At 40.5% G+C, this 25,183-nt stretch carries 25 protein-coding genes and 1 riboswitch; of the genes, 11 read left to right on the forward strand and 14 right to left on the reverse strand.

Features of this window, described 5'->3' with window-relative positions:
* Positions 1 to 21 precede the first annotated feature (21 nt).
* Positions 22 to 192: a photosystem II assembly protein Psb34 gene (gene psb34, locus H6G69_RS05960; RefSeq protein WP_190683107.1), complete on the reverse strand. Its 171-nt coding sequence runs from the start codon at positions 190 to 192 to the stop codon at positions 22 to 24.
* 760 nt (positions 193 to 952) lie between these two features.
* Here psb34 and H6G69_RS05965 point away from each other — a divergent pair.
* On the forward strand, positions 953 to 2,527 hold the full coding sequence (locus H6G69_RS05965) for a tyrosinase family protein (protein ID WP_190683110.1): 1,575 nt from the start codon (positions 953 to 955) through the stop codon (positions 2,525 to 2,527).
* A gap of 254 nt (positions 2,528 to 2,781) precedes the next feature.
* On the opposite strand, the gene H6G69_RS05970 is transcribed toward H6G69_RS05965, so the two are convergent.
* Positions 2,782 to 2,973, reverse strand: coding sequence for a hypothetical protein (locus H6G69_RS05970; protein WP_190683113.1), 192 nt, complete (start codon positions 2,971 to 2,973; stop codon positions 2,782 to 2,784).
* Positions 2,974 to 3,205: 232 nt separating this feature from the next.
* Here H6G69_RS05970 and arfB point away from each other — a divergent pair, with 232 nt between their 5' ends.
* Both arfB and H6G69_RS05980 read left to right on the forward strand, forming a co-directional pair.
* A complete protein-coding gene (gene arfB / locus H6G69_RS05975) occupies positions 3,206 to 3,625 on the forward strand; it encodes an alternative ribosome rescue aminoacyl-tRNA hydrolase ArfB (RefSeq protein WP_190683117.1) in 420 nt (139 codons plus the stop codon).
* Between the two features lie 292 nt (positions 3,626 to 3,917).
* A complete protein-coding gene (locus tag H6G69_RS05980) occupies positions 3,918 to 4,181 on the forward strand; it encodes a hypothetical protein (protein ID WP_190683119.1) in 264 nt (87 codons plus the stop codon).
* Between the two features lie 257 nt (positions 4,182 to 4,438).
* Here the strand turns inward: H6G69_RS05980 and H6G69_RS05985 are convergent, their stop codons facing one another.
* From H6G69_RS05985 to H6G69_RS06005, 5 genes are all read right to left on the reverse strand, one after another.
* Positions 4,439 to 4,906: an SRPBCC family protein gene (locus tag H6G69_RS05985; RefSeq protein WP_190683121.1), complete on the reverse strand. Its 468-nt coding sequence runs from the start codon at positions 4,904 to 4,906 to the stop codon at positions 4,439 to 4,441.
* A gap of 24 nt (positions 4,907 to 4,930) precedes the next feature.
* Positions 4,931 to 6,370 (reverse strand): 9,9'-di-cis-zeta-carotene desaturase, encoded by a 1,440-nt coding sequence (zds, locus tag H6G69_RS05990; protein ID WP_190683123.1) that lies wholly within the window; start codon positions 6,368 to 6,370, stop codon positions 4,931 to 4,933.
* A gap of 343 nt (positions 6,371 to 6,713) precedes the next feature.
* On the reverse strand, positions 6,714 to 6,890 hold the full coding sequence (locus H6G69_RS05995; RefSeq protein ID WP_190683124.1) for a ribbon-helix-helix protein, CopG family: 177 nt from the start codon (positions 6,888 to 6,890) through the stop codon (positions 6,714 to 6,716).
* A 1,617-nt stretch (positions 6,891 to 8,507) separates the two neighbouring features.
* Complete coding sequence (locus tag H6G69_RS06000) at positions 8,508 to 10,133, reverse strand: DUF6930 domain-containing protein (protein ID WP_190683126.1); 1,626 nt, start codon at positions 10,131 to 10,133, stop codon at positions 8,508 to 8,510.
* 33 nt (positions 10,134 to 10,166) lie between these two features.
* On the reverse strand, positions 10,167 to 10,349 hold the full coding sequence (locus tag H6G69_RS06005) for a hypothetical protein (protein ID WP_190683128.1): 183 nt from the start codon (positions 10,347 to 10,349) through the stop codon (positions 10,167 to 10,169).
* A 104-nt stretch (positions 10,350 to 10,453) separates the two neighbouring features.
* On the opposite strand from H6G69_RS06005, the gene H6G69_RS06010 reads away from it, so the two are divergent.
* The 3 genes from H6G69_RS06010 to H6G69_RS06020 all read left to right on the forward strand — a co-directional run bounded on the left by H6G69_RS06010 (position 10,454) and on the right by H6G69_RS06020 (position 11,678).
* Positions 10,454 to 10,810, forward strand: a complete 357-nt coding sequence (locus tag H6G69_RS06010) for an iron-sulfur cluster assembly accessory protein (protein WP_190683130.1) — start codon at positions 10,454 to 10,456, stop codon at positions 10,808 to 10,810.
* 84 nt (positions 10,811 to 10,894) lie between these two features.
* A complete protein-coding gene (locus H6G69_RS06015; RefSeq protein WP_190683133.1) occupies positions 10,895 to 11,317 on the forward strand; it encodes a M48 family metallopeptidase in 423 nt (140 codons plus the stop codon).
* A gap of 118 nt (positions 11,318 to 11,435) precedes the next feature.
* Positions 11,436 to 11,678 (forward strand): hypothetical protein, encoded by a 243-nt coding sequence (locus tag H6G69_RS06020; protein WP_190683136.1) that lies wholly within the window; start codon positions 11,436 to 11,438, stop codon positions 11,676 to 11,678.
* A gap of 107 nt (positions 11,679 to 11,785) precedes the next feature.
* Here the strand turns inward: H6G69_RS06020 and H6G69_RS06025 are convergent, their stop codons facing one another.
* On the reverse strand, positions 11,786 to 12,706 hold the full coding sequence (locus tag H6G69_RS06025; RefSeq protein ID WP_190683139.1) for a TIGR01777 family oxidoreductase: 921 nt from the start codon (positions 12,704 to 12,706) through the stop codon (positions 11,786 to 11,788).
* A 283-nt stretch (positions 12,707 to 12,989) separates the two neighbouring features.
* Between H6G69_RS06025 and H6G69_RS06030 the strand changes: the two genes are divergently transcribed.
* Positions 12,990 to 13,337 carry a hypothetical protein gene (locus H6G69_RS06030; RefSeq protein ID WP_190683141.1) on the forward strand — a complete coding sequence of 116 codons (348 nt, stop codon included), beginning with the start codon at positions 12,990 to 12,992 and terminating at the stop codon, positions 13,335 to 13,337.
* A gap of 117 nt (positions 13,338 to 13,454) precedes the next feature.
* Here H6G69_RS06030 and H6G69_RS06035 read toward each other — a convergent pair whose 3' ends face one another.
* The 4 genes from H6G69_RS06035 to H6G69_RS06050 all read right to left on the reverse strand — a co-directional run bounded on the left by H6G69_RS06035 (position 13,455) and on the right by H6G69_RS06050 (position 17,554).
* On the reverse strand, positions 13,455 to 14,264 hold the full coding sequence (locus tag H6G69_RS06035; protein ID WP_190683144.1) for an isopentenyl phosphate kinase: 810 nt from the start codon (positions 14,262 to 14,264) through the stop codon (positions 13,455 to 13,457).
* Between the two features lie 238 nt (positions 14,265 to 14,502).
* On the reverse strand, positions 14,503 to 14,763 hold the full coding sequence (locus H6G69_RS06040) for a hypothetical protein (RefSeq protein WP_190683147.1): 261 nt from the start codon (positions 14,761 to 14,763) through the stop codon (positions 14,503 to 14,505).
* A gap of 670 nt (positions 14,764 to 15,433) precedes the next feature.
* A complete protein-coding gene (locus tag H6G69_RS06045) occupies positions 15,434 to 16,450 on the reverse strand; it encodes a tetratricopeptide repeat protein (protein WP_190683150.1) in 1,017 nt (338 codons plus the stop codon).
* A gap of 279 nt (positions 16,451 to 16,729) precedes the next feature.
* Positions 16,730 to 17,554: an alpha/beta fold hydrolase gene (locus H6G69_RS06050; RefSeq protein WP_190683154.1), complete on the reverse strand. Its 825-nt coding sequence runs from the start codon at positions 17,552 to 17,554 to the stop codon at positions 16,730 to 16,732.
* 464 nt (positions 17,555 to 18,018) lie between these two features.
* On the opposite strand from H6G69_RS06050, the gene H6G69_RS06055 reads away from it, so the two are divergent.
* Together H6G69_RS06055 and H6G69_RS06060 are read left to right on the forward strand one after the other, a co-directional pair.
* On the forward strand, positions 18,019 to 18,603 hold the full coding sequence (locus H6G69_RS06055; protein WP_190683157.1) for a hypothetical protein: 585 nt from the start codon (positions 18,019 to 18,021) through the stop codon (positions 18,601 to 18,603).
* A gap of 191 nt (positions 18,604 to 18,794) precedes the next feature.
* The gene (locus H6G69_RS06060; protein ID WP_190683723.1) at positions 18,795 to 19,613 is read left to right on the forward strand and encodes a class I SAM-dependent methyltransferase; all 819 of its coding nucleotides are present in this window, start codon (positions 18,795 to 18,797) and stop codon (positions 19,611 to 19,613) included.
* Positions 19,614 to 19,909: 296 nt separating this feature from the next.
* Here the strand turns inward: H6G69_RS06060 and H6G69_RS06065 are convergent, their stop codons facing one another.
* Both H6G69_RS06065 and H6G69_RS06070 read right to left on the reverse strand, forming a co-directional pair.
* Positions 19,910 to 20,851, reverse strand: coding sequence for an N-acetylmuramoyl-L-alanine amidase (locus H6G69_RS06065; RefSeq protein WP_190683161.1), 942 nt, complete (start codon positions 20,849 to 20,851; stop codon positions 19,910 to 19,912).
* 611 nt (positions 20,852 to 21,462) lie between these two features.
* The gene (locus H6G69_RS06070; protein WP_313950124.1) at positions 21,463 to 22,776 is read right to left on the reverse strand and encodes a glycosyltransferase; all 1,314 of its coding nucleotides are present in this window, start codon (positions 22,774 to 22,776) and stop codon (positions 21,463 to 21,465) included.
* Between the two features lie 814 nt (positions 22,777 to 23,590).
* Positions 23,591 to 23,753, forward strand: a riboswitch (cobalamin riboswitch).
* A gap of 19 nt (positions 23,754 to 23,772) precedes the next feature.
* On the opposite strand from H6G69_RS06070, the gene H6G69_RS06075 reads away from it, so the two are divergent.
* On the forward strand, positions 23,773 to 24,198 hold the full coding sequence (locus H6G69_RS06075) for a DUF1636 domain-containing protein (protein ID WP_190683167.1): 426 nt from the start codon (positions 23,773 to 23,775) through the stop codon (positions 24,196 to 24,198).
* A gap of 216 nt (positions 24,199 to 24,414) precedes the next feature.
* The gene (locus H6G69_RS06080) at positions 24,415 to 25,167 is read left to right on the forward strand and encodes a cobalt-precorrin-6A reductase (RefSeq protein ID WP_190683726.1); all 753 of its coding nucleotides are present in this window, start codon (positions 24,415 to 24,417) and stop codon (positions 25,165 to 25,167) included.
* The last annotated feature ends 16 nt before the right edge of the window (positions 25,168 to 25,183 follow it).

A 25,183-nucleotide genomic window follows, 5' to 3' on the forward strand; every position in this document is an offset into this window, starting at 1 on the left:
TGATACCGAAATCTACAAATATTAACTAACAGCAAAAGCAACCAAAACTAGAGCAGTAACAAATATAGTTGCAATTGCACCTTGGATAACGTAGTTGCGTTGTTCCCAAACTGCTGGATACTCAGCGCAGTATACTTGGGGTTCAGTTGGGTAGTTGTTAAGAACGCCGTTTTCATTAACTGTGGTGTACATAGTTTTTATTGCTTCTTTATTAACTTATGTAAATAAAGATAACAATATTGTTACAAATAGTCAACATGACTTGACACAAAAAGGCTGATAACGTTAATAACAATCGCTAATCATAATAGTCTGTCAAGAGAACTTTGCGTGGTGGCAGGCTTCGGGAGAGGGAGCAAAGGGGAAAGACTCCTCCTTGCCCCTTGAACCTGCTATGTCTACACAGCAATATTGGGTTGGGAAACTACTAATCAGGAATGGGGTACTCAGGCGAGGCAATAAAGCACCGTGCGAGTACTGTGTTCCAGATTTTGGAATCAGCACAATTTCTTAAAGGAAAAACAGCTGATCAATTTATCAAAAAAAACATCAAGAACTATTACAAAAAATCATCTGCTGCATAAACGCTAGATGAAAGCTTGATAAGTTGAGTAGACAAAATTCCAAATATGGCATTGATAGGTAAATATTTACGACGAGCTTTTGAGTCTTGTTGTTTACATTTTTAGGACTTACGCAAGAAACCTCTCAAATCCTCTTAACTTCGTGTCCTACCCTGTGGGAAACCGTTATCGCGTCTATGCGTCCTACCCTGCGGAAAGCCGCTGACGCGTCTATGTGGTTTGTTTCTTCATAATTTTGCGTAAGTCCTGATTTTATTAGTGCCATTCTTCTCACAAAACATTAAGTACTATTCTGCTTCGAGTTATGTGTGAGATTCCTAGTTTGGAATCTCAAGTACAGAAAACAAGCTGAGGAAACAAATTTAACTATGAAGAAAAATAATCAACTGAGAGTCCGCAGGTCAATTCAGGAATTGCAGGATGATTACATCAATGGCAACAAGAAGCCTTTGGAAGATTTGATGCGAGCCTGGAAAGGTATCAAAGAGCTTCCTCCCGACAATCCACAGTCGTTCTTCATCCTAGGCGGCTATCATGGTGAGCCTTTCAGGGGCGCGGGATGGGGAAACGCCTCTTATTGGGGAGGCTATTGCAATCACGGTAATATTCTGTTTCCTACTTGGCATCGTGTGTATCTTTTGAAGTTAGAACAGGCCTTGCAAAGTATTCCTGGTTGTGAAGACGTGACACTTCCCTATTGGGATGAAACCAGTGAGGACTCCCTAAAACATGGGATTCCTTGGGCTTTGACTAAACAAAACTTTGAACTCGACGGAGAAACAATTCCTAATCCTCTACGTTCGTTTGTGTTCAACAAGGGCATCAAAGACAATATCAATGGCGATAACCCAAACTACAGCAAGCCTAAAGGGTATGAAACGGTACGCTACCCCTTGTCAGGACTAGTCGGCAGTCCAAAAGACCAGGAAGCCACACAGAAGCACAACTCACAGTTTCCCGACTACGAGAAGAACGTCGAGCTTCTTAATCAGAATGTGGTGAACTGGCTGACCACTACCGTTATTGTGGAAGATAAGACGGTCGGTGATAACGTGGCGGACAAATACAAGGCTTCTTTGAACGCTCCTAACTACACTGTTTTCTCAAACACAACCTCAGCCTCTCAATGGAACACGGATCACGCCGATGATGGTACTCAGGTAGTCGTGCCCCTGGAATCTCCACACAACAGTATTCACTTAGCTGTAGGAGGCTTCGACGTGCCGCATGTCTTCGATGCTTCGCCCATTGCAGGAGCCAACGGCGATATGGGTGAAAACGACACAGCTGGTCTAGATCCGATCTTTTACTTCCACCACTGCTTTATAGATCGTGTGTTCTGGCTGTGGCAGAAGAAGCATGGGTACACCAACCATCTCGAGGTCATAGCGGAATATCCTGGAACCAACTCTGTAGACAATCAGGGCCCCACACCAGGCATTGTACCTAACTCGTGGTTGACCTTGGAGTCGCCGCTCAATCCCTTCAAGAAGAAGGAACACGGCAAGGAAAGAGCCTACACTTCTCTTGATTGCATCAACATTGAAGAACAGCTTGGTTATACTTACAGCCGTGGCTCACTAGAAGAAATGCCTGAGCAAGCGGTTTTGCAACAAGGTCAAAGTACCAAGGTGATTCGCGTATCCGGAATCAACCGTGCACCCATCAGGGGTTCCTTCCTGGTTTCAGCCTACGTCAACATCGGAGGGAAGAAATACCATGTAGGAACAGAGGCTGTCTTGAGTCGTTGGAGTGTGCAGTATTGTGCCAATTGTCAGACACACTTGGAGGTTAAGTCCTTCATTGGTCTGCATAAGTTTCGGGAAGATTCGCTCAATAATGCTGAGTACGAGATAGAAATACGAACTCGTGATGGCTTACTCAACCAACACCAAGCTTTATCTACTAGCGGAAAAAAACTCTTCCGCCTAGAGGTGTGGTAGTATCAACTGGATTAACAAATTAAGTCTTTTTTTATAGGATGTCATAAAAGCCAATTAGATGCTTCCTGTAAAGGTTAATAAATGGTTAACACTGATGTGATAGGGTAGCGATCGCCCTCGTACTCAAAAACCCAGTCTTGATGACTGGGCTTTTGTTTGGGTTATATTTTATATAAGTTTTGTATAAGATGCTTTTGTTTCCATAACTACAAAAGCTAGATGGCAAATTCCAGAAATCAGTAGACAAGAAACTTTCAATTACCCTGTTCAATCCACTCCCGCCCTGCTTTCTCCGCAGCTTCAGGCGTATAGTAAAGCTTGCCCTTACCAAACACCACACCACCAGCACTAATCAGCCGGAACTGCCAACAATCAGCCTCTGTGTAAAATACCAACAGAGTCAAGTTATGAGTGCCAACAATTGAATAAATTTTGGTGGTATTCATTAGTGGTAGGTAGCTCAAGCTCTACCCTTGTTTTATCAAATTATTTTCTTGGAAGAAGTAATTGCTGAACACTTAAGCGTATCCAGTAAGCTAGAGGAATCCGGTTTGATTTCTGAATCTAGTGGTGTAGGCAGGGAGTAGGGCTAGGGGAATGGGGAATAGGAAAGAAGATTGATCGAGGTGTAGTGATTTTTTTCATAAATCAAATATGCGTCCTAATATTATGTAAGGTATGCTGCAAATTTCAAATAAAATCATTATCCCTGATAGCGAACTCGAAATTAGCGCGATTCGTTCTCAAGGTGCAGGGGGTCAAAATGTCAACAAAGTTGCTACAGCTATCCACTTACGCTTTGACATTGAAGCTTCATCATTACCAGCTTTCTATAAACAGCAACTTCTCAAGCTAAACGACCGACGTATCACTCAAGAGGGGGTTGTGGTCATCAAAGCCCAAGAACACCGCAGCCAAGAAAAAAATCGGGAAGAAGCTTTGCAACGACTCAAGCAACTCATACTTAGTGCAGTTGTACTGCCCGAAATACGTTTCCCCACTAAACCAACTCGCGGTTCTCAAAAAAAACGTCTTGACAGTAAAACTAAGCGCGGACAAATTAAGTCTATGAGAAGGCAGGTGATTGATGAAAAATAAAGGGATTTTGAAGAGTTAGTGAACACTCAAGACATCGAGATTTGCTAATTGTAATATGGGCATATATACGGAAAGCCTTATACTGAACTCAAATTAATCTATTGTGTCCTTTAGTAACATCAAGGACAGCTAAGACCCCAACTAGTACATCTAGTAGGGGTGATTTTTTTGTGGTAGCGATAGGAATGACTACCACATTAATTAATTCACATCTTGCACCTAGCCCCAGCGAATGGAATTCGTGGCTAAACAAACGAAGTCCGCCTGCGCGGACTAACGAAAAATCAAGGTTTTGAAACCCGCGCAGGCGGGTTTTGCCTCTATTCACATCTCGCACCTAGCCCCAGCGAATAGAATTCGCACGCCAGATGCTTCAAGTCGGGCATTGCCCGCCCAACGCACTGGCTCGGCTATACAAACGAAGTCCGCCTATCGCGCTTGCGCTGCGCTTGGCGCACCACGCGGACTAACGCAATATCAAGGGTTTGGAACCCGCGCAGGCGGTGAGGGGGTCGCAGTCTTGGCGGTTCCCGTCGATTGCGTTAGCGCAGCGTAAAGCCTGACGGCATGGCTTCGCTTAGAGCGACGTTCGCGTAGCGTCTCCCTTTGGGAGAAGGAGCGTCACCCCCGAACCCGTTAGCGCAGCGTTAGCGACGCAGGAGCGTCAGGGGTTTTGTCTGTGTAGCCGCGACTTCAGTCGCAGGCGTACAAGATATGTATCTATGTAGACGATTTTTGTTAGTTATTTGAAGCGCAAGGGCACAAAAAGCTGTTGATAAATGGAGCTAGAAGAATAATTAGATGAAGAAGCTTTCAAACCTGTTGCCTATGCCCTACTGTATTAGCTTTAGTAGTTAAAGCATATTCTTTAAATCTTTCCAAATCAGCTTGAATCGTTGATTCAACTGCCCGTCCTAAAAACAAGTTATCCATGATTTTGCCAAGAATGCCAGGGATAGCATAGGACACAGTTAGCTTGACGATACTACTAGTGTGGCGATCGTAAAACCGAATTGCGCCCTGATTTGGCAACCCATCAATAGATTTCCACTGGATAATTTGGTTGGGAATAATTTTGAGAATCTGCGATTTCCAGGTAAATTCCAACCCGCCAGTGTTGAGTTGCCAAATAGATATCTCTGGGTTGTCGGGAGGGATTTTTACCGAATCAATCCATTTCATCCATCGGGGCATTTGTTCTAAATCAGACCATAGACTCCACACTAAATCAATGGGAGCCTCGACTTCTACTTGTACGCTATGCTCTAGCCAATCTGACATTCTTTTTTATTCCTCTGGGGTTCGCTACTGCTTGATTGTCTCTAAAATCGCTTTTGCTGCCCTTCTTCCAGAAATTGTTGCTCCTTCCATACTATCGATATAATCTTGCTGGGTATAGCTACCTGCAAGAAAGAAGTTGGGGATAGGAGTTTTTTGGTTGGGGCGGTATAAATCCATCCCTGGGGCTTCTCGATAAAGAGATTGGGCAAGTTTCACAACACCATACCAAGTCATGTTGAGTTCCCGCGATGAGGGGAAGAGTTCATGTACTTGCTTGAGGACGTGCTGGGCGATCGCTTCGTTACTTTCCTTAATAAATGGATCTCCTGGGGTGAGTACCAGTTGCAGTAAAGAACCTTGTCCTGGGCGATAGTAATCACTAGGACTAGTCAAGGCCAAGTCAGCAAAACAAGAAAAGTCTGCGTCAGCAGTGTACAGCAAGTTATCTATGCCTACGGCATGGTCAAGTTGTTTGCGTTTTTCTGCATCTTGCAGTTCTGTCACCCAACCATCAAAACGCAACTGGACTGTAGCAACTGGTACTGCCTCTAATTTGTAAATATTGTCAAATTCTGACCATTTTCGCCAATCTTGTGGTATAATACGCTGAATTCCCGGAACATCGCAGGCGCAGACATAGGCATCAGCTGTAATGGTTTCTGTGGTATCACCTTGAGCTACAACTATACCAGTGACGTGGGTTTTACCATTTTCTTCAGCAAATTGAATTTCTCGTACTTGCCGACGAGTGTAAACTTTTGTGCCTCTGGCTGCTAAATATTCCAAGATTGGTTTGTGTAAGTACCCTTCAGGCGAGCCTTCTAGCATCCGCAACACTGAAGCCTCACTTCTAACTGCGAAAAACTGAAAGATGGTTAGCATACAACGGGCAGAAATATTTTCGCAGTCAATGAATCCTAACGCGTAGGCGATAGGATTCCACATCCGTTTAATGCTACCTTCGCTACCACCGTGACGACGAAACCAATCGGCAAAGCTAATTTTATCTAGGTTGCGGATGGTTTTCATTGCCCCGTCAAAGTCTATTAATCCTCTAACTATCGGACTAGTACCGAGCGCGATCGCATTTTGTAATTTATCTTGTAAAGACAGTTGGGAAGTCGTAAAAAATGCTTTTAACCCGTTAAAAGGCGCACCCGTGAAAAAACGAAAATCCAATGCACCGGTGCGCCCGCCTTGATTAATAAAAGTGTGGGTGTGTTCTTTTAATCGTAAATGTGACAACGCCCCCACTTTTTCCATTAACTCAAACAATTGATAGTAGCAGCCAAAAAATACGTGCAAACCCATTTCTACATGGTTGCCATCGCCATCTACCCAACTACCAACTTTACCACCAACAAATGGGCGGGACTCAAAAATCTGGACTTCACAGCCAGCATCGGCTAAATCTACAGCGGTTGCTAGCCCAGCCAATCCCGCACCTACGATTGCAACGCGCATTCCGTCCTACCTCTTCAGTTTCTTTACAAATTGTAACTGGGTTGGTGTCGGAAATTGCTATTCACCTCAAGCCTGTTTGCAAGGTTTTACACTTGCTCTGGTCATAAGTTAATTGCATATAGAGTTATTCAGAGTCCACCAGTATGTAGATGCACTGTAGGTCGAAACCCACGGGTAATAAAACAGATGTGATTACTTTTTTTGATCCTGATAGCTAAATTTACTGGTGGCAAAGCGTTTGTACTAGAATCAACAAACTTGAATTGCAATGGACTAAAAAAAGCATAATAGGTGCTTTTTTTGATTTATACAGTACAAATCTGCAAGCTGTAAAATCATATTCCTATTTATTTGCTTCTTTATTTTCATCGGTGGTTGGTAAACCTCGAATCAGTTCCCGAATTACATCTGTTGCAGGTCTACCTGTTTGCTGACAATACTTTTCTAGTTTCTCAGCTTCCTGTGCTGCTAAATTCACAGTTATACGTTTAACGGCCCATTTTTTATTAGTCATTATCATGCTATCTGCTGTATATTAACACCATCAAAACAACGAATAACGCAAGTTGAAGAGGAATTAAGATTATCAGAGTTTGTGTCTCGAAACAAGCAATGCTATCGACACAAAAATTAGTCAAACTGTCAAATTATTCATTATTTTCCAAAAACATATAAGAATGGATTACTATTTTGGCAGGAAACGTCCCAAGTGTACATTCATTGCTTATGATGTTTTCACCAATAATCTTCTCAAGAAAACTTGACAATTAAATTTTATAAAGCAATTTGAGATATCTTAGCTTGACTGAATCAAAATATCTTTTTTTATTCAGCAAAAGTATTTACGCTTTTCTGCTGTACAACATCAGCTAATACTGCTAGATAGACTATCAACTTTTATGACCTAGACCCTACAAGGTCAGATGTTTATATAGGTGTGCATATTGGGCGGGTAATTACCCAATAACACGCACCTACAAGCGATCGCCCTCATACTTATTAACATTTTGCTGCGAATTGGTACTTTTGATTGTTGATATTGATTAAGTCAGAGATATCGAAAAATTTAGATGCCGATTTAAGTGTTCATTTGCTAACTCCTAGTATTTAAATTGAGTAATATACATACTTTTGTCAATCCTACTTTTAGTAGTATTTGAACTATTTAAGGATGATTAAGTAATTATCATGCTAGTTTGTGTGATTTGTGTAAATACTATTTTGTTCCTGGGGTGGCATTAATACTTTGGACTAGGTAGATTATCTGTTTATTTATCTTATTGATAAATATCTAATGTGTAATATATCCATTAGTTGATTTGGAATACTACGCTAGAAACAAATTGAATTTTTTTCGCCATTGAACCGAAACAAAATATTTATTTCTGCCTCCTGGTATATCAAACAAATTGATTTATTTCATAAGATAATATTTGCTTGACTCACATCTGTACGGCTATTATAACCGCGATTTTAGTGCTTTAAATAATCTTCATTAAATGGTGAATTATGGTTTTTCTGGCAGTTTATAAAAAAAATATAAAGCAAATTCAAGGTGGCTTAAATTTTGATTAACTTGATAGTTTAAAAATAGTATTCCTCTGTAAAAAAAAGAAACTTAAGCAGTAAAGTTTGTGATTCTGGGGATAGAATTTAAAAAAACGGTTAATTTAATATTGAAGCAGTGGCGGAAATGATTGCTGTTAATAATTGAGGATGGTTGCTAAATTACTAAAAAGTCCAAAAATATCTAGCCTTCATGAACAGCCGATAAAGTAAGCAAGGGAAAAAGCGATCGCATCATGGAATTTAATCATCTACAATTACTAGCTGAAATTAAAAGTTGGCGATTTTGACCTCTGGTAATTGCTAGGCATTGAGAGTAGCAGTGCAAATCTGACTATCCAATGCAGACAAATAAATCTACAGTAGTAGCGATAGCAATTTACGAAATTATTCATATAAGAAAAAGTATTTGCTTTTATGCTTTATTGGTTGCATTTAAGCGCAAGGCTGAGGAGTTTTTAATTATTTACCCCTACTCCTCTGCCACGCAGTCGCTTTAAGTCGGGAAACCCGCCCAACGCGCAGGCTCTTCTTGCTGTCTCAACTAACAAATTAAGTGGTTAACAGCTTATTAAATTTGCGGCATAAGTTGAAGCGTCCCAAGTCCTAAGTCTTTTGGGGAAAGAGACTGTGCCTCGAATAGAGCCATCATATCGCGCATTTGCGGATTACCACGGGCAGAGCCTGTGAGTCCTTTAGCAATGATTAACCCACAGTAGCCTTTGGTATTTTTACACCGCTGATTCCATTTTTTCCGAGCTTCTACATGGATAGGGTCATCATCTAAAAATTCGCCAAACAAGAACAATTCCCCATTTTGAGTTTGCAACAAACCTAAATCGTAGCGATCGCCATCGAAGGGATCGGCCCCGGGATTAAAACAAATTGCTTGCAAACCGCCAGCCTCTTCTATACTTTCAATCACAACCTTCGCTTTAGGCCTGGAGGTTTGAATCAAAATCACAGGTAAACCATCACCTACCTGTTGAATTTCGCCAGATGGATGATAATTCACACCTTTGCGAAGGAACTCCAACATCTCCCACGAAACTACTCCCAAACTCAAAAAAGAATCTTCAGGAATTAAATCATCGCGCAAAGACCGGAAACTTTGTAAGTTAGCCAGATCGAGTTCCGATTCCTCTTCATCTAAACCTGCCATTTCTTCTAACTCAGTGGCTAACTTTGGCATTGAAGCAACAGTCACAGATACGGATTTTGTGGCAATATCCGCTTCTGGGAGAGAAATGCGGTAACGGTGGCTGAGTTCTGGGAAGTTAGGGACTTGTAATTGCTTACGGTGGTCACGAATAAAGCGACAAAGACTTTCTAAAGCAACGTAAACTACGAGTGCTTCTTCTTCATATAAAACTGATCTGAGTCCTTCTAAAGGGTGAATATTACCGAAGGTTGGCTCAATTTCTGAGAATACTACCTCGTCGGCTAAATTATCTGCGTCTTCATCTTCAGCATCTGGACGTTCAAAGGTGAGAAATAGGCAATCTTGCTTGAGAAAAGCTTCTTCTAAATGCCCTTGTGATTCATCATCTTGCAAAACTGCAGCCCGGAAACGCTTGAGGGAGTCTTCGGAACGATAAAACAAAATCCCATATTCCATCCCCAACATTCCCATCACCGAGGCGTACAGTGTACCGACATCCCATTTGTTAATTTCTATTGATAATATTTGCTGCTCTTCAATAAATTCCCAAGGGGCTGCTTGCCAAAGCGCAAAGGCTTTTTCTTGCAGAGCTTCGGCATATTGTGGTGGTAAGTCTGGGCTTTGGTTATCAATAATTTCGGCAAAGCCGCGAAACAATTCATCAATTAGAGGCAATTCTGGGGCATAGTCAATGACTATATCCAAGTCCTGTAAGACACCGCGCAAATAAAATTGAATTTCCCGGTCGCGGACAATAATTTTATGCGGTCTAGCGGGTTTAGCGGGACTATGGGGATGCTCCATTGCCCGCATTAAGGTGCGAACAATAGCTTCAGGGCCTGTTTCGGGCGGTACTACATCCATTCCTCTGACAATGCCTTGGGAGCCATCAACCCAAAGAATACAATCACCATTGGCTGATGAGTCTAAATGCTGAATAGGTGATGCCAATGGACGGCGATCGCCCTCCCAAACAGAAGGAATTTGAGATAATTTCTTCAACCGACGACTGGTAGAGCGATTAAAACTTGTCATAGAGTCAGTTAATCAAAGGAAGCAAGTTGGAAGTCAACTGTTGGGGATGGCTAGCTGGGGATGAATTTCCCGGCTGCTGACAGCTGAAGAGGAAGGGCGACTCAGGCGGACACAAGGCTCAAATTCTGTAAAAACCGAATCTATAAATACACCGAGTCTCTCAATTCTAGAATAAAAAGCTTTGGCTACTTTTGACGGAGTGTTTACAATTGGCAATTTGCGGCCTGAATATCGCTAGAATATATAGAAAAATTAGCGATCGCCAAAGCCGCTATCACAAACTTTTATAAGGTTACTGAATATTAGGGAGTTTACAAAATATGACACAAGCAACCCAGCCTCAACAACGTGGCATTCAATTAAGCGAAACCGCTTTACGCCAAGTTAAGCTTCTGCAACAAAGGCAAGGTCAAGATTTGTGCTTGCGGGTAGGAGTACGCCAAGGTGGATGCTCGGGAATGTCTTACATGATGGATTTTGAGGATAAAAGCAAAATTACCACCCACGACGAAGTTTTTGACTATGAAGGCTTCCAAATTGTGTGCGATCGCAAAAGCTTGCTTTATCTGTATGGTTTAATGCTCGACTATAGCGATGCCATGATTGGCGGTGGCTTTCAATTTACTAACCCCAACGCTAACCAAACCTGTGGTTGCGGTAAGTCATTTGGTGTGTAGTCAAAGTCAATAGTCAATATATTGACTATTGACCATTGACAATTGACTATTAACTATTGACCAATGACGAATAACTATTGACTAATGACTGACACCATTGAATCGCTGTTTGATAACGGTTTAGAACGCTATAAAGCGGGTGAAGCAGCGGATTCGTTGATCCCTGTATTTAAAGAGGTGTGCGATCGCTCCCCCAAAACTGCTGCGGCTTGGATTTGTTTATCATGGTTATATTTGCTAGATAACAAGCCAAATGCAGCATATAAAGCTGCCCAAAAAGCAGTCAAACTCAGCCCCCAAGACCCACAAGCCAGAGTAAATCTAGCTTTGTCCATGCTCGAAACAGGTCAAAAGGGTTTACGCCAGCATATTGATGCTGTACAACAGTTATTCTTGGTGAACCCAGAATGGCGTACCGAAATTAAAGACAGCATAGAAGACGGTCTGGGGAGAAAACCAGATTGGCAGAGTTTACTAAAAGTTAAAAATTGGTTGTTTGAAGATTAAACCATAGAGGTGCTTAGGTTAGGGGCTAGAGGCTAGAGGTGACTGTAAAACTTATCTCACTAATATTCTATAGTCTTACTAATTTCTCATCCCTAGTCTCTAATCTCTAATTTCCCATATGAAAGATAAATTTTTGAGTTGGCTGAATTTAATTTTGGTAGCCGATGTGTTTTTGGTGTTCCTTGGTTTTGGCTGGTTTGCGATCGCAGTTGTCGGTGATGCAACAGGAGTCAACTTAGGACTTGACTTGTGGCACAAACTTTGGCAACCAGTGTTTAACCCAGCTATTGGTATCCTCATGGGAGGCGCAATTCTCAGTGGGATTATCAGCTGGGTTTCTCGAAAATTCCAAGCTGATTAGTTATCTGTCAATTTTTAGCACAATTTTGGATTTGGGATTTGCAATTTCGGATTGACGTCTCAGCCAATGGGCAAATCTCAACTCCAAAATCAAAAATTGCTTGACTTTTAATTTAAAATCTGCTTTAAAGCTGGTTGCAAATTAGGATACTGATACTGGAAACCAGAATTTAAAGTACGTTTAGGTAAAACCTGCTGACCTTCTAAAACTACAATCGCTCCATCTCCTAGCAAAGCCTCAATGGCAAAAGCGGGAACAGGCAACCAAGAGGGACGATACAATACTTGTCCTAAAGTTTGGCTGAGATCGTTCATCCGAACAGGATTAGGAGCAGTGGCATTATAAACTCCTTCCATATCCGATTTATTCACAGCTTGCACAATTAGATTTACCAAGTCGTCAATATGAATCCAAGAAAACCACTGACGACCAGTACCAATAGGCCCACCAGCAAATAATTGAAAAGGAGGAATCATCTTTGCTAAGGCTCCTCCATCGCCGAGAACAATACCAAAACGTAAAATTACTAGCCGTACACCAGCATCTTTAACTTTGGTTGCTTCTGCTTCCCAAGCCTGGCAAACTTGAGCCAAAAAATCATTACCAGAGCTACTCGCTTCATCAAAGGTAGCGGTTTCGCTAGTGCCGTAGTAACCGATAGCTGAAGTATTAACTAACACTCTCGGTTTGGCATTTGCTTTAGCTATGGCTTCTACTATTTTCTGTGTGCCTAACTGACGGCTACTGAGAATTTCTCTTTTGCGTTCTGGTGTCCAGCGTCCTTCACCTATAGGTTCGCCTGCTAAGTTAATCACAACTTCGCAACCAGCAATAGCATCTTGCCAACTGCCAGATTGAGTTGGACTATAGGCAACAATTTCTACGTTAGGGAAATTTTCTCGCGGAAATACCTTTTGAGCAACGCTAGTGTTACGAGTGAATATTAACAATTGCTCGCCTTCTTTGTGCAACCGTTTTACTAAACGGCTACCGACTAATCCTGTTGCTCCAGTAATTGCTACTTTCATAATCCACCTCCACCAAAGCCCTATTGTAAAGTTTTTTGGCGATTGGCGATTCACTTATGGGGAGGTCTTGCTGAATCAATATGGGATGAAACTACAGGCAAAAAGTGAGTGTAGTGGCCAAGGGTTGAATAATTTTGCACTTGCTTAAACCCTAGATTTGTTATCTAATCGTGTAATTTTTAACTCAGTAATTAGTGATTTTGTGTAATCAATCTGTAATTATTGACCGTTTATAGCCTTAGGTATTATACGATGGACGGAGTGTTGCAAGCATGGGGCTATTATGGCTCGCTATACGTGTTCATTTACAATTTCTGTTAGTTTTGACGATCTCCGGGCTTTAGTTTTAGAACTTTTACAAGACTGTGATTTGGAAATTCAATATTTCAACCATGAATACATTCTAGCTAGAGAAATTCTGGGCAAAGTTTCTTATGACAAGCTAGTGAAAGTAGAAGCTTTTATTGATAAATCAACTGCTACTGAAAAAGAAACCCGAATGAGTATTGTGATTACAAGTGAAGAACTGCCACTCCAAGTGGATAATCATTGCCGACAAATGTTTGATTTTGTGAGACAGGCGATAGAAGGCAATCGTCGTTGGCATTTAATTGAAAGCATTGCTGGATAATTATTTTGGCTTTGCGTGAAGCTAGCTCTTAAGAATTTGCATAAGAGGCGACGAATCAGTTTTGAAAAATCAATTAATAGATGCGATCGCCTTTATTTGTCATAGTAGCAAATATGATTAATCCAAAGATGCTTTAATGACTGTACCAATCGTCTGCTGCCCTAAAACTGCCTTGGTTAAATTGCCGGGTATATTGCCATCAATTATCCAACAATCAATTCCTAAATGCGCAACAGCCAAAAACTCTTCTACTTTTCCAGCCATACCACCAGTAACATCTACAGATTCGCTTTGACCGATCGCATATTTAATTTGAGCATAGTTACTTGGTGTAATGTAAGGTAGCACTTGCCCAGACTGGTCATAAACACCTGGATAATTACCAGCATTAATTAATCGCACTTGATAACTTTTGTGAAGATGAAAGTATTGGGCTAATTGAGCTAATAAGGTATCGGTAGAAATAATTGTGCCACCAATTGCTTTATCTAAAACTACATCACCAAAAACTAAAGGTATTAATCCAGCTTGCAAACTATTTTCTATAACAGAAAAGTCCGTTTTGACTAGCTTTTTATGTTGAGTAGCCACCATAGTTAGGGGTGGTAAGCTAACTGCTGGCAAACCCGCTTTTAAAAAAAACTTAGCTAATAATAAATTTAAATCTAAAACATCTTGGTGAACTAAGCAAAATCCTAGTTTCTCACCATCTGAGTTAAAGCCTGCGATAGTCTGATATTTATGTGCTGATTGGTGTCCAAAAGAACCAGCACCGTTACCAATGATTAAATTTAAGCTGGGATTTTGCTTTTTTAGCAGATTAATTTCCCCAACCAATTGTTGCATAATTTCGGTTCGAGCCGTATATGGGATGTTCTTATCAGTAATTAAAGAACCTCCCAGCTTTATTAATGCTAGCTCTAGCATGAAATATAGCTATTTTGTTTGTTTGATAAATGACTTGTGGAAGTGGGGAGTAGATTGGTGAGAAACTCCTACACAGATTATGAGCGAATGTTTATCAGCAGCTATTCCAGGTTAAAGAATATTAGTCAACCAAAAATTTTTGTAGAGCAAACAGGCAACAAATTTAGTGCTGTTGCCTATTAGCAAGAATCTTTGTTGAATCTCAAAGTAAAATCTAGCTGCTATATTTCTGAATTTATCAATCGCAGAAATTATCTACTCTGATATCTCGTAAAATTTCAGAAACTTGCCACCCAGAATTGGCTATAGATAAAACTACTGGATTGTCACGTACTGGAATATAGTTGGCTTCTTTAGCTTCTACTATATTGAATACTGGTTTTTCTTCGACTGGAGGTTCCTGGCTCTCAAAATCATCTATTGACAGATTTCCTTCTTCGATCTGTTTTATCTTTTTGAGAATTAATTTTTCAGATTTTTTGATGAGTCTTATATCCATGATGATTTGTTAAGCCCTAAAAAGTGACAAAGAAACAAGTAAACAAGGTTAAATTCTGGGAGAGTTCAAGAACTTCTTCCAGAATCTTGAGTAAAATCCGCAAAAAAGTTTTATGAAGTAGATTGTTGAAAAAATTACCTAGGAAAATCTAGGATACATCAAAATTGAGTGAAAATATGCTGATTGAACTGAAAAATTTAATTACTTCCTGGCTAGAAATTAAAACATCTTATCGGATGAGTCTTGATAACCAGCATTGAACACAAGATTCAAGAATATTTTTTCCTTCTTGCTGAAGTGCAGACATCTTCCATCTGGTAGTGAACATGAGAAATATGCGGTTGTTAATATAACCAGAAAACTAAGTAACTACTTAGTCATTGCTTAGTTTTTAACTAGATTTGTAACTCGTAATAGTACTACATGAGGGACTGTCACGGTGATGCGCAATACGAGAGTTAGCCCTGACTGGCGCTCACGTCAAATTAAGGTTTTGGGGCGGTTAGGCGGTCAAATTGACATTGGGTAACGTAGCCACAGGATAATAGCGATTGCTCATTTGCGATCGCTAACTTCCAACTTCTGGCTTCCGACTTCCATCAACAAGTTAAAAGTCAATATGGTTCAGTTAATGTCTCTTATCAGACTTCTACAAAATAACCGATAAAATTCATCTGATTGCTGTCAGTATTTCAATTACTTTCTGGTAATTTTGTGTTCTCCCTTGTTGCTGAAATAGATCAGCTGCTTTTTGCAAATCCGCGATCGCTCCTTGCTTATCTCTCAACAGAGCGCGGGCAACACCCTGATTTAAGAAGGCTAAAGCATCGTTGGGGTTAATCTGTAGAAATTTCTTGGAATCTGCAATTGTGCCTCTATAATTTTCCTGCCCACCGAGAGCTTGTGTTAAAGAGATTAAGGCAGAGTTATCATTAATCCGCAGAGCTTGGTTATAATCTTCAAATGCTCCTTTATGCTCTTCTAAGCGAGCGCGACTACTACCTCGCAATAAGTAGGTTTCGCTAGAGTCGGAATCGATCTCTAAGGCTTGGTTATAATCTTCAATTGCTCCTTTATGATCTCCTAAGCGCGCGCGGGCATGACCTCGGTTTTTATAAGCTGATGTATATTTGGGATCGATCTCCAGGGCTTGGTTAAAATCTTCAATTGCTCCTTTAGGGTCTCCCAACTCAGAACGAGCAATACCCCTACCATGGTAAGCACTATCATATTTGGGATCGATCTCCAGGGCTTGGCTGTAATCCTTAATTGCCTCCTTATAGTCTCCCAAATAAGTGCGGGCAGAACCACGATTTATGTAAACACCAACATCTTTAGGATTAATTTCCAGAGCTTGGTTACAATCCTCAATTGCCTTCTTATAGTCTCCCAAGCGAATACGGGCAAAAGCCCGGTTATTGTAGGCGTTGACTGATTTAGGATCAATCCGTAGGGCTTCTGTAAAATCCTCAATTGCTCCCTTATAATCTCCAGACAATACGCGAGAGGCGCCCTGATTTAGGTAGGGATTTACTTTCTCTGAGTCGGTATTTGAGATGTCTATATAAAATGATGCTAGCAATATTGAATCTACAGCGATGGCTGATTTAGCTGATAAGAAAACCGGAGTGCAAGCAATTATAGATAAAGCAGAAAATGTGGCTACAGACTTAAGAAAGTGTCGCATAATATCCTGTTGATAACATCCTAAATTTTAAATACAGCAATTTTCACAGCAATTTCGCAAAAAATGCCAAAAAGCTGAATTTATCATCCTAGTAGTCTGGCAAGGCAAGTTTGCCGTGTAGGGTGAAACTGTCTTCGATAAGTTTTCTCGCTCAAAGTACTGTAGCAAGTGACACACTCCCCGCGCCGCCCTCAAGGACGGCGTGGGGCTGCTGACAGTAATAGCTCAATTTAAAACTGTCCAGAGTATTGCTCTAGGAAACTTAACTTGACAATGCCTTCACGACTTGATGAATTCCAGCAAATCGGCATTAATCTGCTCCGCATTCGTTGTTGGCATACCGTGTGGAAAACCCTTGTAGATTTTCAATACTGAGCCTTTCACCAACTTGGCACTCAACAATCCAGAGTTTTCATAAGGAACAATCTGGTCATCATCGCCATGCATTACCAAGGTTGGCACAGAGATTTTCTTTAGATCCTCAGTGAAGTCAGTTTGGGAGAAAGCCACAATGCCATCGTAGTGAGCCTTTGCACCGCCCGTCATGCCCTGTCGCCACCAATTCTGAATCACACCTTGGGCTGCTGTTACACCTGGTCGGTTGTAGCCATAAAAGGGCCCTGCTGGCACATCCCAATAAAATTGGGCGCGGTTAGTAGCCACCTGCACTTGAAAGTCGTCAAATACTTCTTTAGGTAGACCGCCCGGATTCGCAGGGGTCTTTAGCATCAGTGGCGGCACTGCACTGATGAGGACAGCCTTGGCGACACGACTTTCACCGTGGCGGGCGATGTAGCGTGTGACCTCTCCGCCACCAGTCGAGTGACCAACATGGACAGCATCTTGTAGATCAAGATGGGCGGTGAGCGCGGCGAGGTCGTCGGCATAATGATCCATATCGTGTCCATTGCTCGTTTGGCTCGAGCGTCCATGACCACGCCTATCGTGGGCAATGACACGATAGCCATGATTCAAGAAAAACATCATCTGAGCGTCCCAGTCGTCAGCCGACAGGGGCCAGCCGTGCGAAAAAACAATAGGCTGTCCTTTGCCCCAGTCCTTATAGTAAATCTCGGTTCCATCATTGACTGTGATCGTACTCATATAATTTTTAGTATGTTGCTTACGCAGTATGGAATGATTTCATTGATCGGCAAAGTTGTGAAAATGCCGATCGCATAATGGTCTAAAGAAGTTGCTATTAGAACACTTGTAGTCAAACAATTCGCGGGAATTCGCCGAAAGCACGATCGCAGCTATCATACGTCTAACGTTTGTGCTTACCCGACATAGATAACATTGCAACCAATTGGTAAAACTCGAGCCTAGCTATATCTGATAGGGTAAATGTCACAATTGGTGTCAAGTGCTTTCCCTGACTTGCATCAAGAAACTACCATGATTAATTTTGGAAATAATCAGCCTACAGGAATAGATTCAGTCTGTAATTGCTCTACTCTCTGCTTACAAAGTAATGTATCAATTTGTATATATTATTTGCAAAACCACTAGTTAATTACCAGTTTTGGGATTAATAACGCCATCAACTTTGTGATTTTTACCGACAAATGCAGTATCCTCTAGAACTTACATTTAAATTTTGGGCATTAGCACCGCAAATCTCTGTTGTTAATGCTCAAGGTAACTTGGTTTTCTACGTCAAACAAAAGCTTTTTAAACTCAAAGAAGCGATTACAATTTTTGCTGATTCTGAGCAAACCCAACCCTTATACTACATCAAGGCCGATCGCATTATTGACTTCTCGGCTCGCTATGAGTTTACAGATGCTAACGGGACTAATATCGGTGCTGTCAAACGCCGGGGTTTAAAATCAATTTGGCGGGCGCGTTATGACATTTTTGATGGTGACAGCACTTATTTAACCATCCAAGAGAAAAATCCTTGGGTAAAAGTTGCAGATGCTTTATTTGCAGAAATTCCCATTGTGGGTATGTTTACTGGCTATGTATTTAACCCAGTTTATTTAGTCAGTCGGGCTGATGGTAACGTAGTTATGCGTTTGGAGAAAATTCCTTCTTTCTTATCTAGAATATTTACCATCAAAGCTGTAGATCAAGTCAGCGATCGCGAAGAGCAACAGATTTTGTTAAGTTTAATCATGATGCTCCTCTTAGAAAAAAATCGCGGTTAATAAAATTCATCAGAAGAAAATTAGGAATTATTAATTTTCTTCTGATTGAATTGATGAAGCGATCGCTATTCGTAAACAATGTTTAATACCTCTGCGGCTTATGCTGTGTTAATTGCCTTCAGTACCAAGCAACTTAACATCACAAAAATAGAGTTTTTATTTATAAAGTATATAATAATTGACATTTAATGATGACTGATATAAATAAATACAAGCAGCTACTAAAAGAATTCTATGGTAGTAGAACTACTTATGATCATGAGGAAGGTACTCGCCATCCTCTAGAAGCCAAGCTTTTACTTGAATTTGTTCCGCTTCAGCAGGGGCAGAAAATTCTTGATGTGGCGACTGGAACAGGTTTAATAGCAATTCCTGCAGCCCAAAAGGTTGGTTCAGAAGGTTATGTGATTGGGGTTGATATGACTCCTGAAATGTTAAATCAAGCAAAACTTAAGATTGCGGCTGCCAAATTACAAAATATTGAGTTGATTGAGGCAGATGCAGAATATATCAACTTTAGTGATAGTAGTTTTGATGCTGTCTTTTGCTGTGAGGCACTTGTACTTTTTCCTGATATCCCTGCTATTTTGCAAAAGTGGTATCACTTCTTAAAATCAGGAGGATACATTGCATTTACCTCTCCTCCCGAAACTGCTCTTTTGGCATCTCTTCATCGAAGTATTTGCACTAGGGTTTTAGGTGTATCGCTACCGTATATTCTCGAACCACTTGGCACACCAGAAAGATGTCAGAATTTGCTTCATCAAGCAGGTTTTAGAGATGTCGAAATTCATACTGTACCGTCAGGGCGTTATCGCCATCTTAAAGATAAGAAATTATCTTGGATAGCAATCAATATAAATTTTCAAGCTCATCCTCTGTTGTCAAAATTATCACAATCGCAATTAGAACAGTGGCAAGCTGAGTACAGTACAGAAATGGAAAAACTCACAACAGAGCAAGGTGTTTGGGAAGATACTACAAAATTCCTTGTTCGCGCCCGAAAATAAGTGGGTATTCAGTACTTGTTATACTAAATTGTTAGTTAGGAAATTTAAGAAATCAAAATACTTATATTAATGCTGGAATAAAACCTTTGATTTAATTGAGGTATGAAGCATATTTGTTATTAACTTTAAGTACCAAGATTTACGCAAGTGTCACAAACGACGCTACGGCTACGCCGCAGCCCGCGCCAAACAACTAGACAGACAATAAACATTGAGATTAAATCCCCCTTAAAAAGCAGGATTTAAGGGGGACTAAAGTGTTTTACTACCAACCAGCAGACTTTTAAAACAAACTCTTAACCAATTAATTTCTGCCAACTATTTGGCCCAACAATTCCATCAGCAGTTAAACCATTTTGCTGTTGAAATTTTTTAATCGCTGCTTCTGTTTGTGGCCCATAGACACCATCATTGTCTACACCAACCCGATATTGTAAATATCTCACCACTGTTCCACCAGCATGATTTGGGCGAATAATACGTTTGGCCAAAATCAAATTTATCGCATTCCATGTAGCTGTATTAGCAACACCTGATGGTGCAATTCCCACAATTTTTTGAAAGTTTTCTACAGCCGAACTGGTAATTTCTCCCAACATATTATCTTCTACTAAAGGCTTACCATTTTTATCGGTAATTTTTAACCGATTTAAAGCCTTTTGTAATCTGAGTGTTGTTGTATCAACATTTTGCTCTTCGTCAGGAACAGGGTTAACAGGAGACGTAGGTAATTGCCCAGTTAAGCCTTTAACAATTGCATTTGCTAGTGCTTCTGCATTATAAAGATTCATATCTTTTTGAGAATCTACAAAGCAACCCTCTACCAGAATCGCTGGCATATTAGTATTTCTCAGCACAAACAAATGAGAACCACTTTTAACACCGCGATTAAAAAAGCCTAACTTAATAATTTCATCTAATACAGGTTTGGCGTATTTTTTACTTGCATCACTACCTACAAATACTTCTGTACCATTGGCTTGGGCATTGAAAGAATTAAAATGGATTGAGACATAAAGCTCTACTCTATTAGCATTTGCTTTATTGACTCTTTGTGAAAGCGAATCCTTTACAGAATTAGCACTTGAGGGTTTACAAGGTATAACTTCGTGTCCCAAGGCTTTGAGTTTCTCTATCACTCTATTACCTACATCCAAAGTTAAATTATCTTCCACTCTTATTCCTCTAGCACCAGTATCAGGAGGACAATTGTGTCCGATATCAATTCCAAATTTCATGTGCGAATCCTTGACTGTATTTGATAATAATTTAAAGTTGAGGAAAGCTTAAAATTGATAAGTCAATTTTTCTGATTTTATCAACAATATGTTGATCATAAAAGCTCAATTATTTACTATTATTTTAACAAACGTTAATCGTTATTTTACTGATTTTTCAGCTTACATAAAATTATAATAATTTATTAACTTTCTTTAAAGAAAAAAATGACCTCTCGGCTCAAGCTATAGGTATAGTTGTCTTGCTTTGCTCAGGTCGCTTTCCGTATCATTCAATAGAGATATTTACATACCTTTTTCCTAGCAGCTTGCCAATATAGTTTCAGCAAAACAAATCAAGAATAACATGGGATATACACTTCATCCCTAGAGGTCTAATATCGTGTTCAGTAAAACAGGACTAATACTCAGTTGCAGTCAAAGATAGTCACCTAGGGAGGGAGTAGGAGTAGTAGTTTGTCAAGAAAACTTTGCGTGGTGGCTGGCTTCGGGGCAGGGAGCAGGGTTTACAAGAGTGCCATTCCACCTACACCCCTATATCCCTTGACTCTCCCCAAATTCCTGATTTTTCCTAGCACAGCGTCAGTTTTCAGGGCTAAATAGCTGTTAAATTACTCAATCAATCCCAAATGCCGATGAATTATGTCAACAGCATTTGCCACACCATCTTCGCTTCTAATCTTTTCACCTAATTCTTTAGCTTGAGAGCGCATTCTAGAATCGTTGAGAGCAATTTCAATAGCTGCTGCTAAAGCTTCCTCCGAAAATTCTTTGAAAGGAATTGGTTGAGGAGTAACTCCCAGTTGAGCTAGCTTTTCTGCCCAAATTGGCTGGTCAGCAAAAAAGGGCATGACGATTGAAGGTATTGCCGCTCGTAATACTGCCGCACTCGTACCTGCACCACCATGATGAACATTTGCCAAAACTTGAGGTAACAACCAGTCATGAGGAACTGAGTTAATCACGAAGGCGCGTGACGAATCTTTGACTTCATCTGTTGTGCCTACGTTTCCCCAGCCTGAAAGTATAATGCCACGTTGATGAGTTTTCTCTAAAGCTTTCAGTATCGAATTTGTAACTTTCTCTGGATTTCGCATTGCCATACTTCCAAATCCAATAGAGATTGGTGTTGGTTTCTGGCGAAGAAATTCTCTTAGTTCTTCACAAGGCGTATAGTCGTCAGCCTGGTCAATAAACCAATAACCAGTCAAATAAACCCATTCTGGCCAATCGTTGGGTCTGGGAATGACATGAGAACTATATCCATGCAGTACAGGAATTTTTAATAAGTTTTTAGGAGTGTCGTTTCGCCCAATAGTGCCTAAAAACGACAAAGAGGGCAATTTTAAGGTTTGGGTTCGGAAACGATTAATTAAATGTTTGTATCTTTGCCAATACAAGAACTCTAATAACAAGTAAGTTGTATAGTTTATGACTCTACTCAATGGGTTATTAGCAATTTGGTTAAAATTCAGATAAGGAAACATCCCTGTTGCACTAAAAGGTAAGCATGAAGCTATAAAGCAGGGTATTTCTAACTTCTCTACTATGTGATATCCCCAGTTTGTTTGAGGGGTGTAGATGATCACTTCACTTTCTCTACACGCTAACCACGCTGATTCTAACTGTTGCTGAAATAGCGCGTCACTTAATATCTCTACTTTTTCTCCAGCAACAGTTCGAATACCTTCTGACGATTGAAATAACTCTTGACTATTGCCCCCTATAGATGCAAACTCCAAATCAAACTGCTTAATAAATGACTCAAAATTTTCAGTTGTGGCTATTGTTACCTGATGCCCTGCACGTCTTAAACCAATGGCTAAGGCACAATAAGGTTGTAAGTCACCCCTTGATCCCATTGTGAGGAGCGTAATCTTTAGTTTTCGACTTGGATAGTTTGGTAAACTTTGGCTCATTTGCATATGCTCTTGTTGATGAAAAATTTGATTTAGCTTGAGTGGTTTATATCTGATGGAGAGACTCTTGATAAAGTAAAGCTTTACACCATCAGACAACACTGTATGGATAAATAGAGAGTCACAAAATTTGCTAACTAACCTTATTGTCAAAAATTTCGTATTACGGCTAGACAGCCCAAGAATTACGGTATAGCTTCATATTAAAGCCATTGCGATTAACTTAGATGAAATATTTTTTCCTATTATTACTAGTCATCCTGACAAATTTTTTGATATTTCCAGCTTATGCCTCTGTCTGCCGAAGTTATGACGGACACCAGATTTGTATCCTCAGTATTAACCGAAGTGCTAAAAATTATTGGGAATACAGAGCAATAATTAGTGTAGATGGGGTAAAAAGACCTTTGGAGGTATACAACTGTCGCCAAAAAATGAGAATTCAACCAGATGGAACTGTTCTACCCTTTGAAAACAAAGACCCAGGCTATTTAATCTGCAACTTCTTTAAAAAATCCTGACCAAGAAGTATGAAAAACGCACGAAAATATTCTCCCGCTATTTTGACTGACTAACTTACTTCTTCTGTGCGGCAAACACGCACCCAATGATGAATACAGTAAATCCTACATAACTCAGTACAGTGACCCATTCTTGCCAACTACCCGATGTATTCATCTGCTAAAATCACGAACTCTCCTTTATTATTTTGAGACAAAACGAAATTATCCTGACAAAATCTCCGCGTAACTTTGCGCTCACCGCAGCACCACTTTGTCTTAAAAAGCTAGGATTTGGCACAGCTTTACACAAAAACGTTATGATGTATGGGCTATTCGGTTTTGGTGGGGGTCAGCCACCAAAGGTAACGGGGAAAGCACGGTGTAAATCCGTCACTGTCCCGCAACTGTAAAGGTAAAGTAAAAGGTAAATTTCTTTTAAATTTCCAAGTCAGGATGCCCGCCGGATTCTACTTATTGCTCATAAATCTGCGAGGTACAGATGACTGCTGGCCATATAAATATTAATACTAATTCTTCGAGTATTACTGAACACACTCATACTTTATTTGTGTGTAAAACCTGTGCTAGTGTTTGGCAAGATGGCAAGCGTATAGGTGAAAGTGGTGGTCAAAAATTACTAAACCAAATTCAAGAACTAGCGCAAGATTGGCATTTGCGAGAGGAATTTCCTATCCAAGAAGTTGAATGCATGAGTGCTTGCAACCGTTCTTGTGTTGTTGCTTTTGCAGCACAAGGTAAGTTAACTTATCTGTTTGGTGATTTAAATGCTGATAGCAGTGCTGCTATTTTAGAATGTGCGAGTCAATACTACACTAAACCAGAGGGTTTATTGCCTTGGTCAGAACGACCAGAACCTTTAAAAAAAGGAATTTTGGCGAAAATACCACCTGTCAGTTATCAGTAATCAGTTATCAGTAAACAATGAATTTAATTATTTTTAGACTAGAGTCTTTCATAAGATGGAGACATGGATGGCGTTTAGCAGTCATTCACCATACGCTTTGATAATTATTATGGGATGATTTTGCCCTATTTTGAACGCATTATTAATAGTTTTAGTCACTAATCATCCTGCATTTATGCAACGCCTGATAACTGATAACTGATACCTGTTTATATGATGCGTGTTTTGATTCTGGGTGGAACTGGAGAGGCTGCAGCACTAGCAGCTAGAGTGACAACTATACCAGGAATTGAGGCGATCGCATCTTTAGCAGGTCGTACCCGTGAACCTTCAGTGCCATCGGGCAATGTGCGAATTGGGGGTTTTGGCGGTGTGGCAGGACTGGTTGCGTATCTGCGTCAAATGCAGATTGATGTTTTAATTGATGCCACTCACCCCTTTGCTAATCAAATATCCTTCAATGCGGCGGCGGCAGCGAATGAAGTTGGAATCCCAAGATTGATGTTGATTCGTCCGCCTTGGGAGAAAATAGAAGGCGATCGCTGGATAGAAGTAGACAGTAATACTATCGCCGCCGCCGTTTTACCAAACCAAGCCAAACGGGTATTTTTAACCGTTGGTAGACAAGAACTTGCCGCTTTTGCAAGCTTAAAAGAAATTTGGTTTCTGATGCGGATGATTGATCCTCCGGGTGAAGATGCTTTAGTGCCACCAGGGATGATATTGTGCGATCGCGGCCCCTTTGCTTTAGATAACGAAAAAGAAATTCTGCTTCAACATAACATTGATGCGATCGTCAGCAAAAATAGTGGCGGTGATGCCACCTACGCCAAAATTATCGCCGCGCGGGAACTAGGGATACAAGTTTTCATGGTCAACCGTCCAGCAATACCAGCAGGGGAACAAGTCACAGACATTGATAGTGCTGTGGCATGGTTGCGAGAAAAACTGTCTAGTTATTCAGAATAAAATTAAGAAACAAATG

This window comes from Nostoc sp. FACHB-110, from assembly GCF_014697425.1.
In the GTDB taxonomy this organism is placed as follows: domain Bacteria; phylum Cyanobacteriota; class Cyanobacteriia; order Cyanobacteriales; family Nostocaceae; genus Nostoc_B.

What these genes read in the sequence shown, in the direction of transcription:
- psb34 (WP_190683107.1), bottom strand. Translation starts at nt 192, where the DNA reads ATGTACACCACAGTTAATGAAAACGGCGTTCTTAACAACTACCCAACT.
- H6G69_RS05965 (WP_190683110.1), top strand. Translation starts at nt 953, where the DNA reads ATGAAGAAAAATAATCAACTGAGAGTCCGCAGGTCAATTCAGGAATTG.
- H6G69_RS05970 (WP_190683113.1), bottom strand. Translation starts at nt 2,973, where the DNA reads ATGAATACCACCAAAATTTATTCAATTGTTGGCACTCATAACTTGACT.
- arfB (WP_190683117.1), top strand. Translation starts at nt 3,206, where the DNA reads ATGCTGCAAATTTCAAATAAAATCATTATCCCTGATAGCGAACTCGAA.
- H6G69_RS05985 (WP_190683121.1), bottom strand. Translation starts at nt 4,906, where the DNA reads ATGTCAGATTGGCTAGAGCATAGCGTACAAGTAGAAGTCGAGGCTCCC.
- zds (WP_190683123.1), bottom strand. Translation starts at nt 6,370, where the DNA reads ATGCGCGTTGCAATCGTAGGTGCGGGATTGGCTGGGCTAGCAACCGCT.
- H6G69_RS05995 (WP_190683124.1), bottom strand. Translation starts at nt 6,890, where the DNA reads ATGATAATGACTAATAAAAAATGGGCCGTTAAACGTATAACTGTGAAT.
- H6G69_RS06000 (WP_190683126.1), bottom strand. Translation starts at nt 10,133, where the DNA reads ATGACAAGTTTTAATCGCTCTACCAGTCGTCGGTTGAAGAAATTATCT.
- H6G69_RS06010 (WP_190683130.1), top strand. Translation starts at nt 10,454, where the DNA reads ATGACACAAGCAACCCAGCCTCAACAACGTGGCATTCAATTAAGCGAA.
- H6G69_RS06015 (WP_190683133.1), top strand. Translation starts at nt 10,895, where the DNA reads ATGACTGACACCATTGAATCGCTGTTTGATAACGGTTTAGAACGCTAT.
- H6G69_RS06020 (WP_190683136.1), top strand. Translation starts at nt 11,436, where the DNA reads ATGAAAGATAAATTTTTGAGTTGGCTGAATTTAATTTTGGTAGCCGAT.
- H6G69_RS06025 (WP_190683139.1), bottom strand. Translation starts at nt 12,706, where the DNA reads ATGAAAGTAGCAATTACTGGAGCAACAGGATTAGTCGGTAGCCGTTTA.
- H6G69_RS06030 (WP_190683141.1), top strand. Translation starts at nt 12,990, where the DNA reads ATGGCTCGCTATACGTGTTCATTTACAATTTCTGTTAGTTTTGACGAT.
- H6G69_RS06035 (WP_190683144.1), bottom strand. Translation starts at nt 14,264, where the DNA reads ATGCTAGAGCTAGCATTAATAAAGCTGGGAGGTTCTTTAATTACTGAT.
- H6G69_RS06040 (WP_190683147.1), bottom strand. Translation starts at nt 14,763, where the DNA reads ATGGATATAAGACTCATCAAAAAATCTGAAAAATTAATTCTCAAAAAG.
- H6G69_RS06045 (WP_190683150.1), bottom strand. Translation starts at nt 16,450, where the DNA reads ATGCGACACTTTCTTAAGTCTGTAGCCACATTTTCTGCTTTATCTATA.
- H6G69_RS06050 (WP_190683154.1), bottom strand. Translation starts at nt 17,554, where the DNA reads ATGAGTACGATCACAGTCAATGATGGAACCGAGATTTACTATAAGGAC.
- H6G69_RS06055 (WP_190683157.1), top strand. Translation starts at nt 18,019, where the DNA reads ATGCAGTATCCTCTAGAACTTACATTTAAATTTTGGGCATTAGCACCG.
- H6G69_RS06060 (WP_190683723.1), top strand. Translation starts at nt 18,795, where the DNA reads ATGACTGATATAAATAAATACAAGCAGCTACTAAAAGAATTCTATGGT.
- H6G69_RS06065 (WP_190683161.1), bottom strand. Translation starts at nt 20,851, where the DNA reads ATGAAATTTGGAATTGATATCGGACACAATTGTCCTCCTGATACTGGT.
- H6G69_RS06070 (WP_313950124.1), bottom strand. Translation starts at nt 22,776, where the DNA reads ATGCAAATGAGCCAAAGTTTACCAAACTATCCAAGTCGAAAACTAAAG.
- H6G69_RS06075 (WP_190683167.1), top strand. Translation starts at nt 23,773, where the DNA reads ATGACTGCTGGCCATATAAATATTAATACTAATTCTTCGAGTATTACT.
- H6G69_RS06080 (WP_190683726.1), top strand. Translation starts at nt 24,415, where the DNA reads ATGCGTGTTTTGATTCTGGGTGGAACTGGAGAGGCTGCAGCACTAGCA.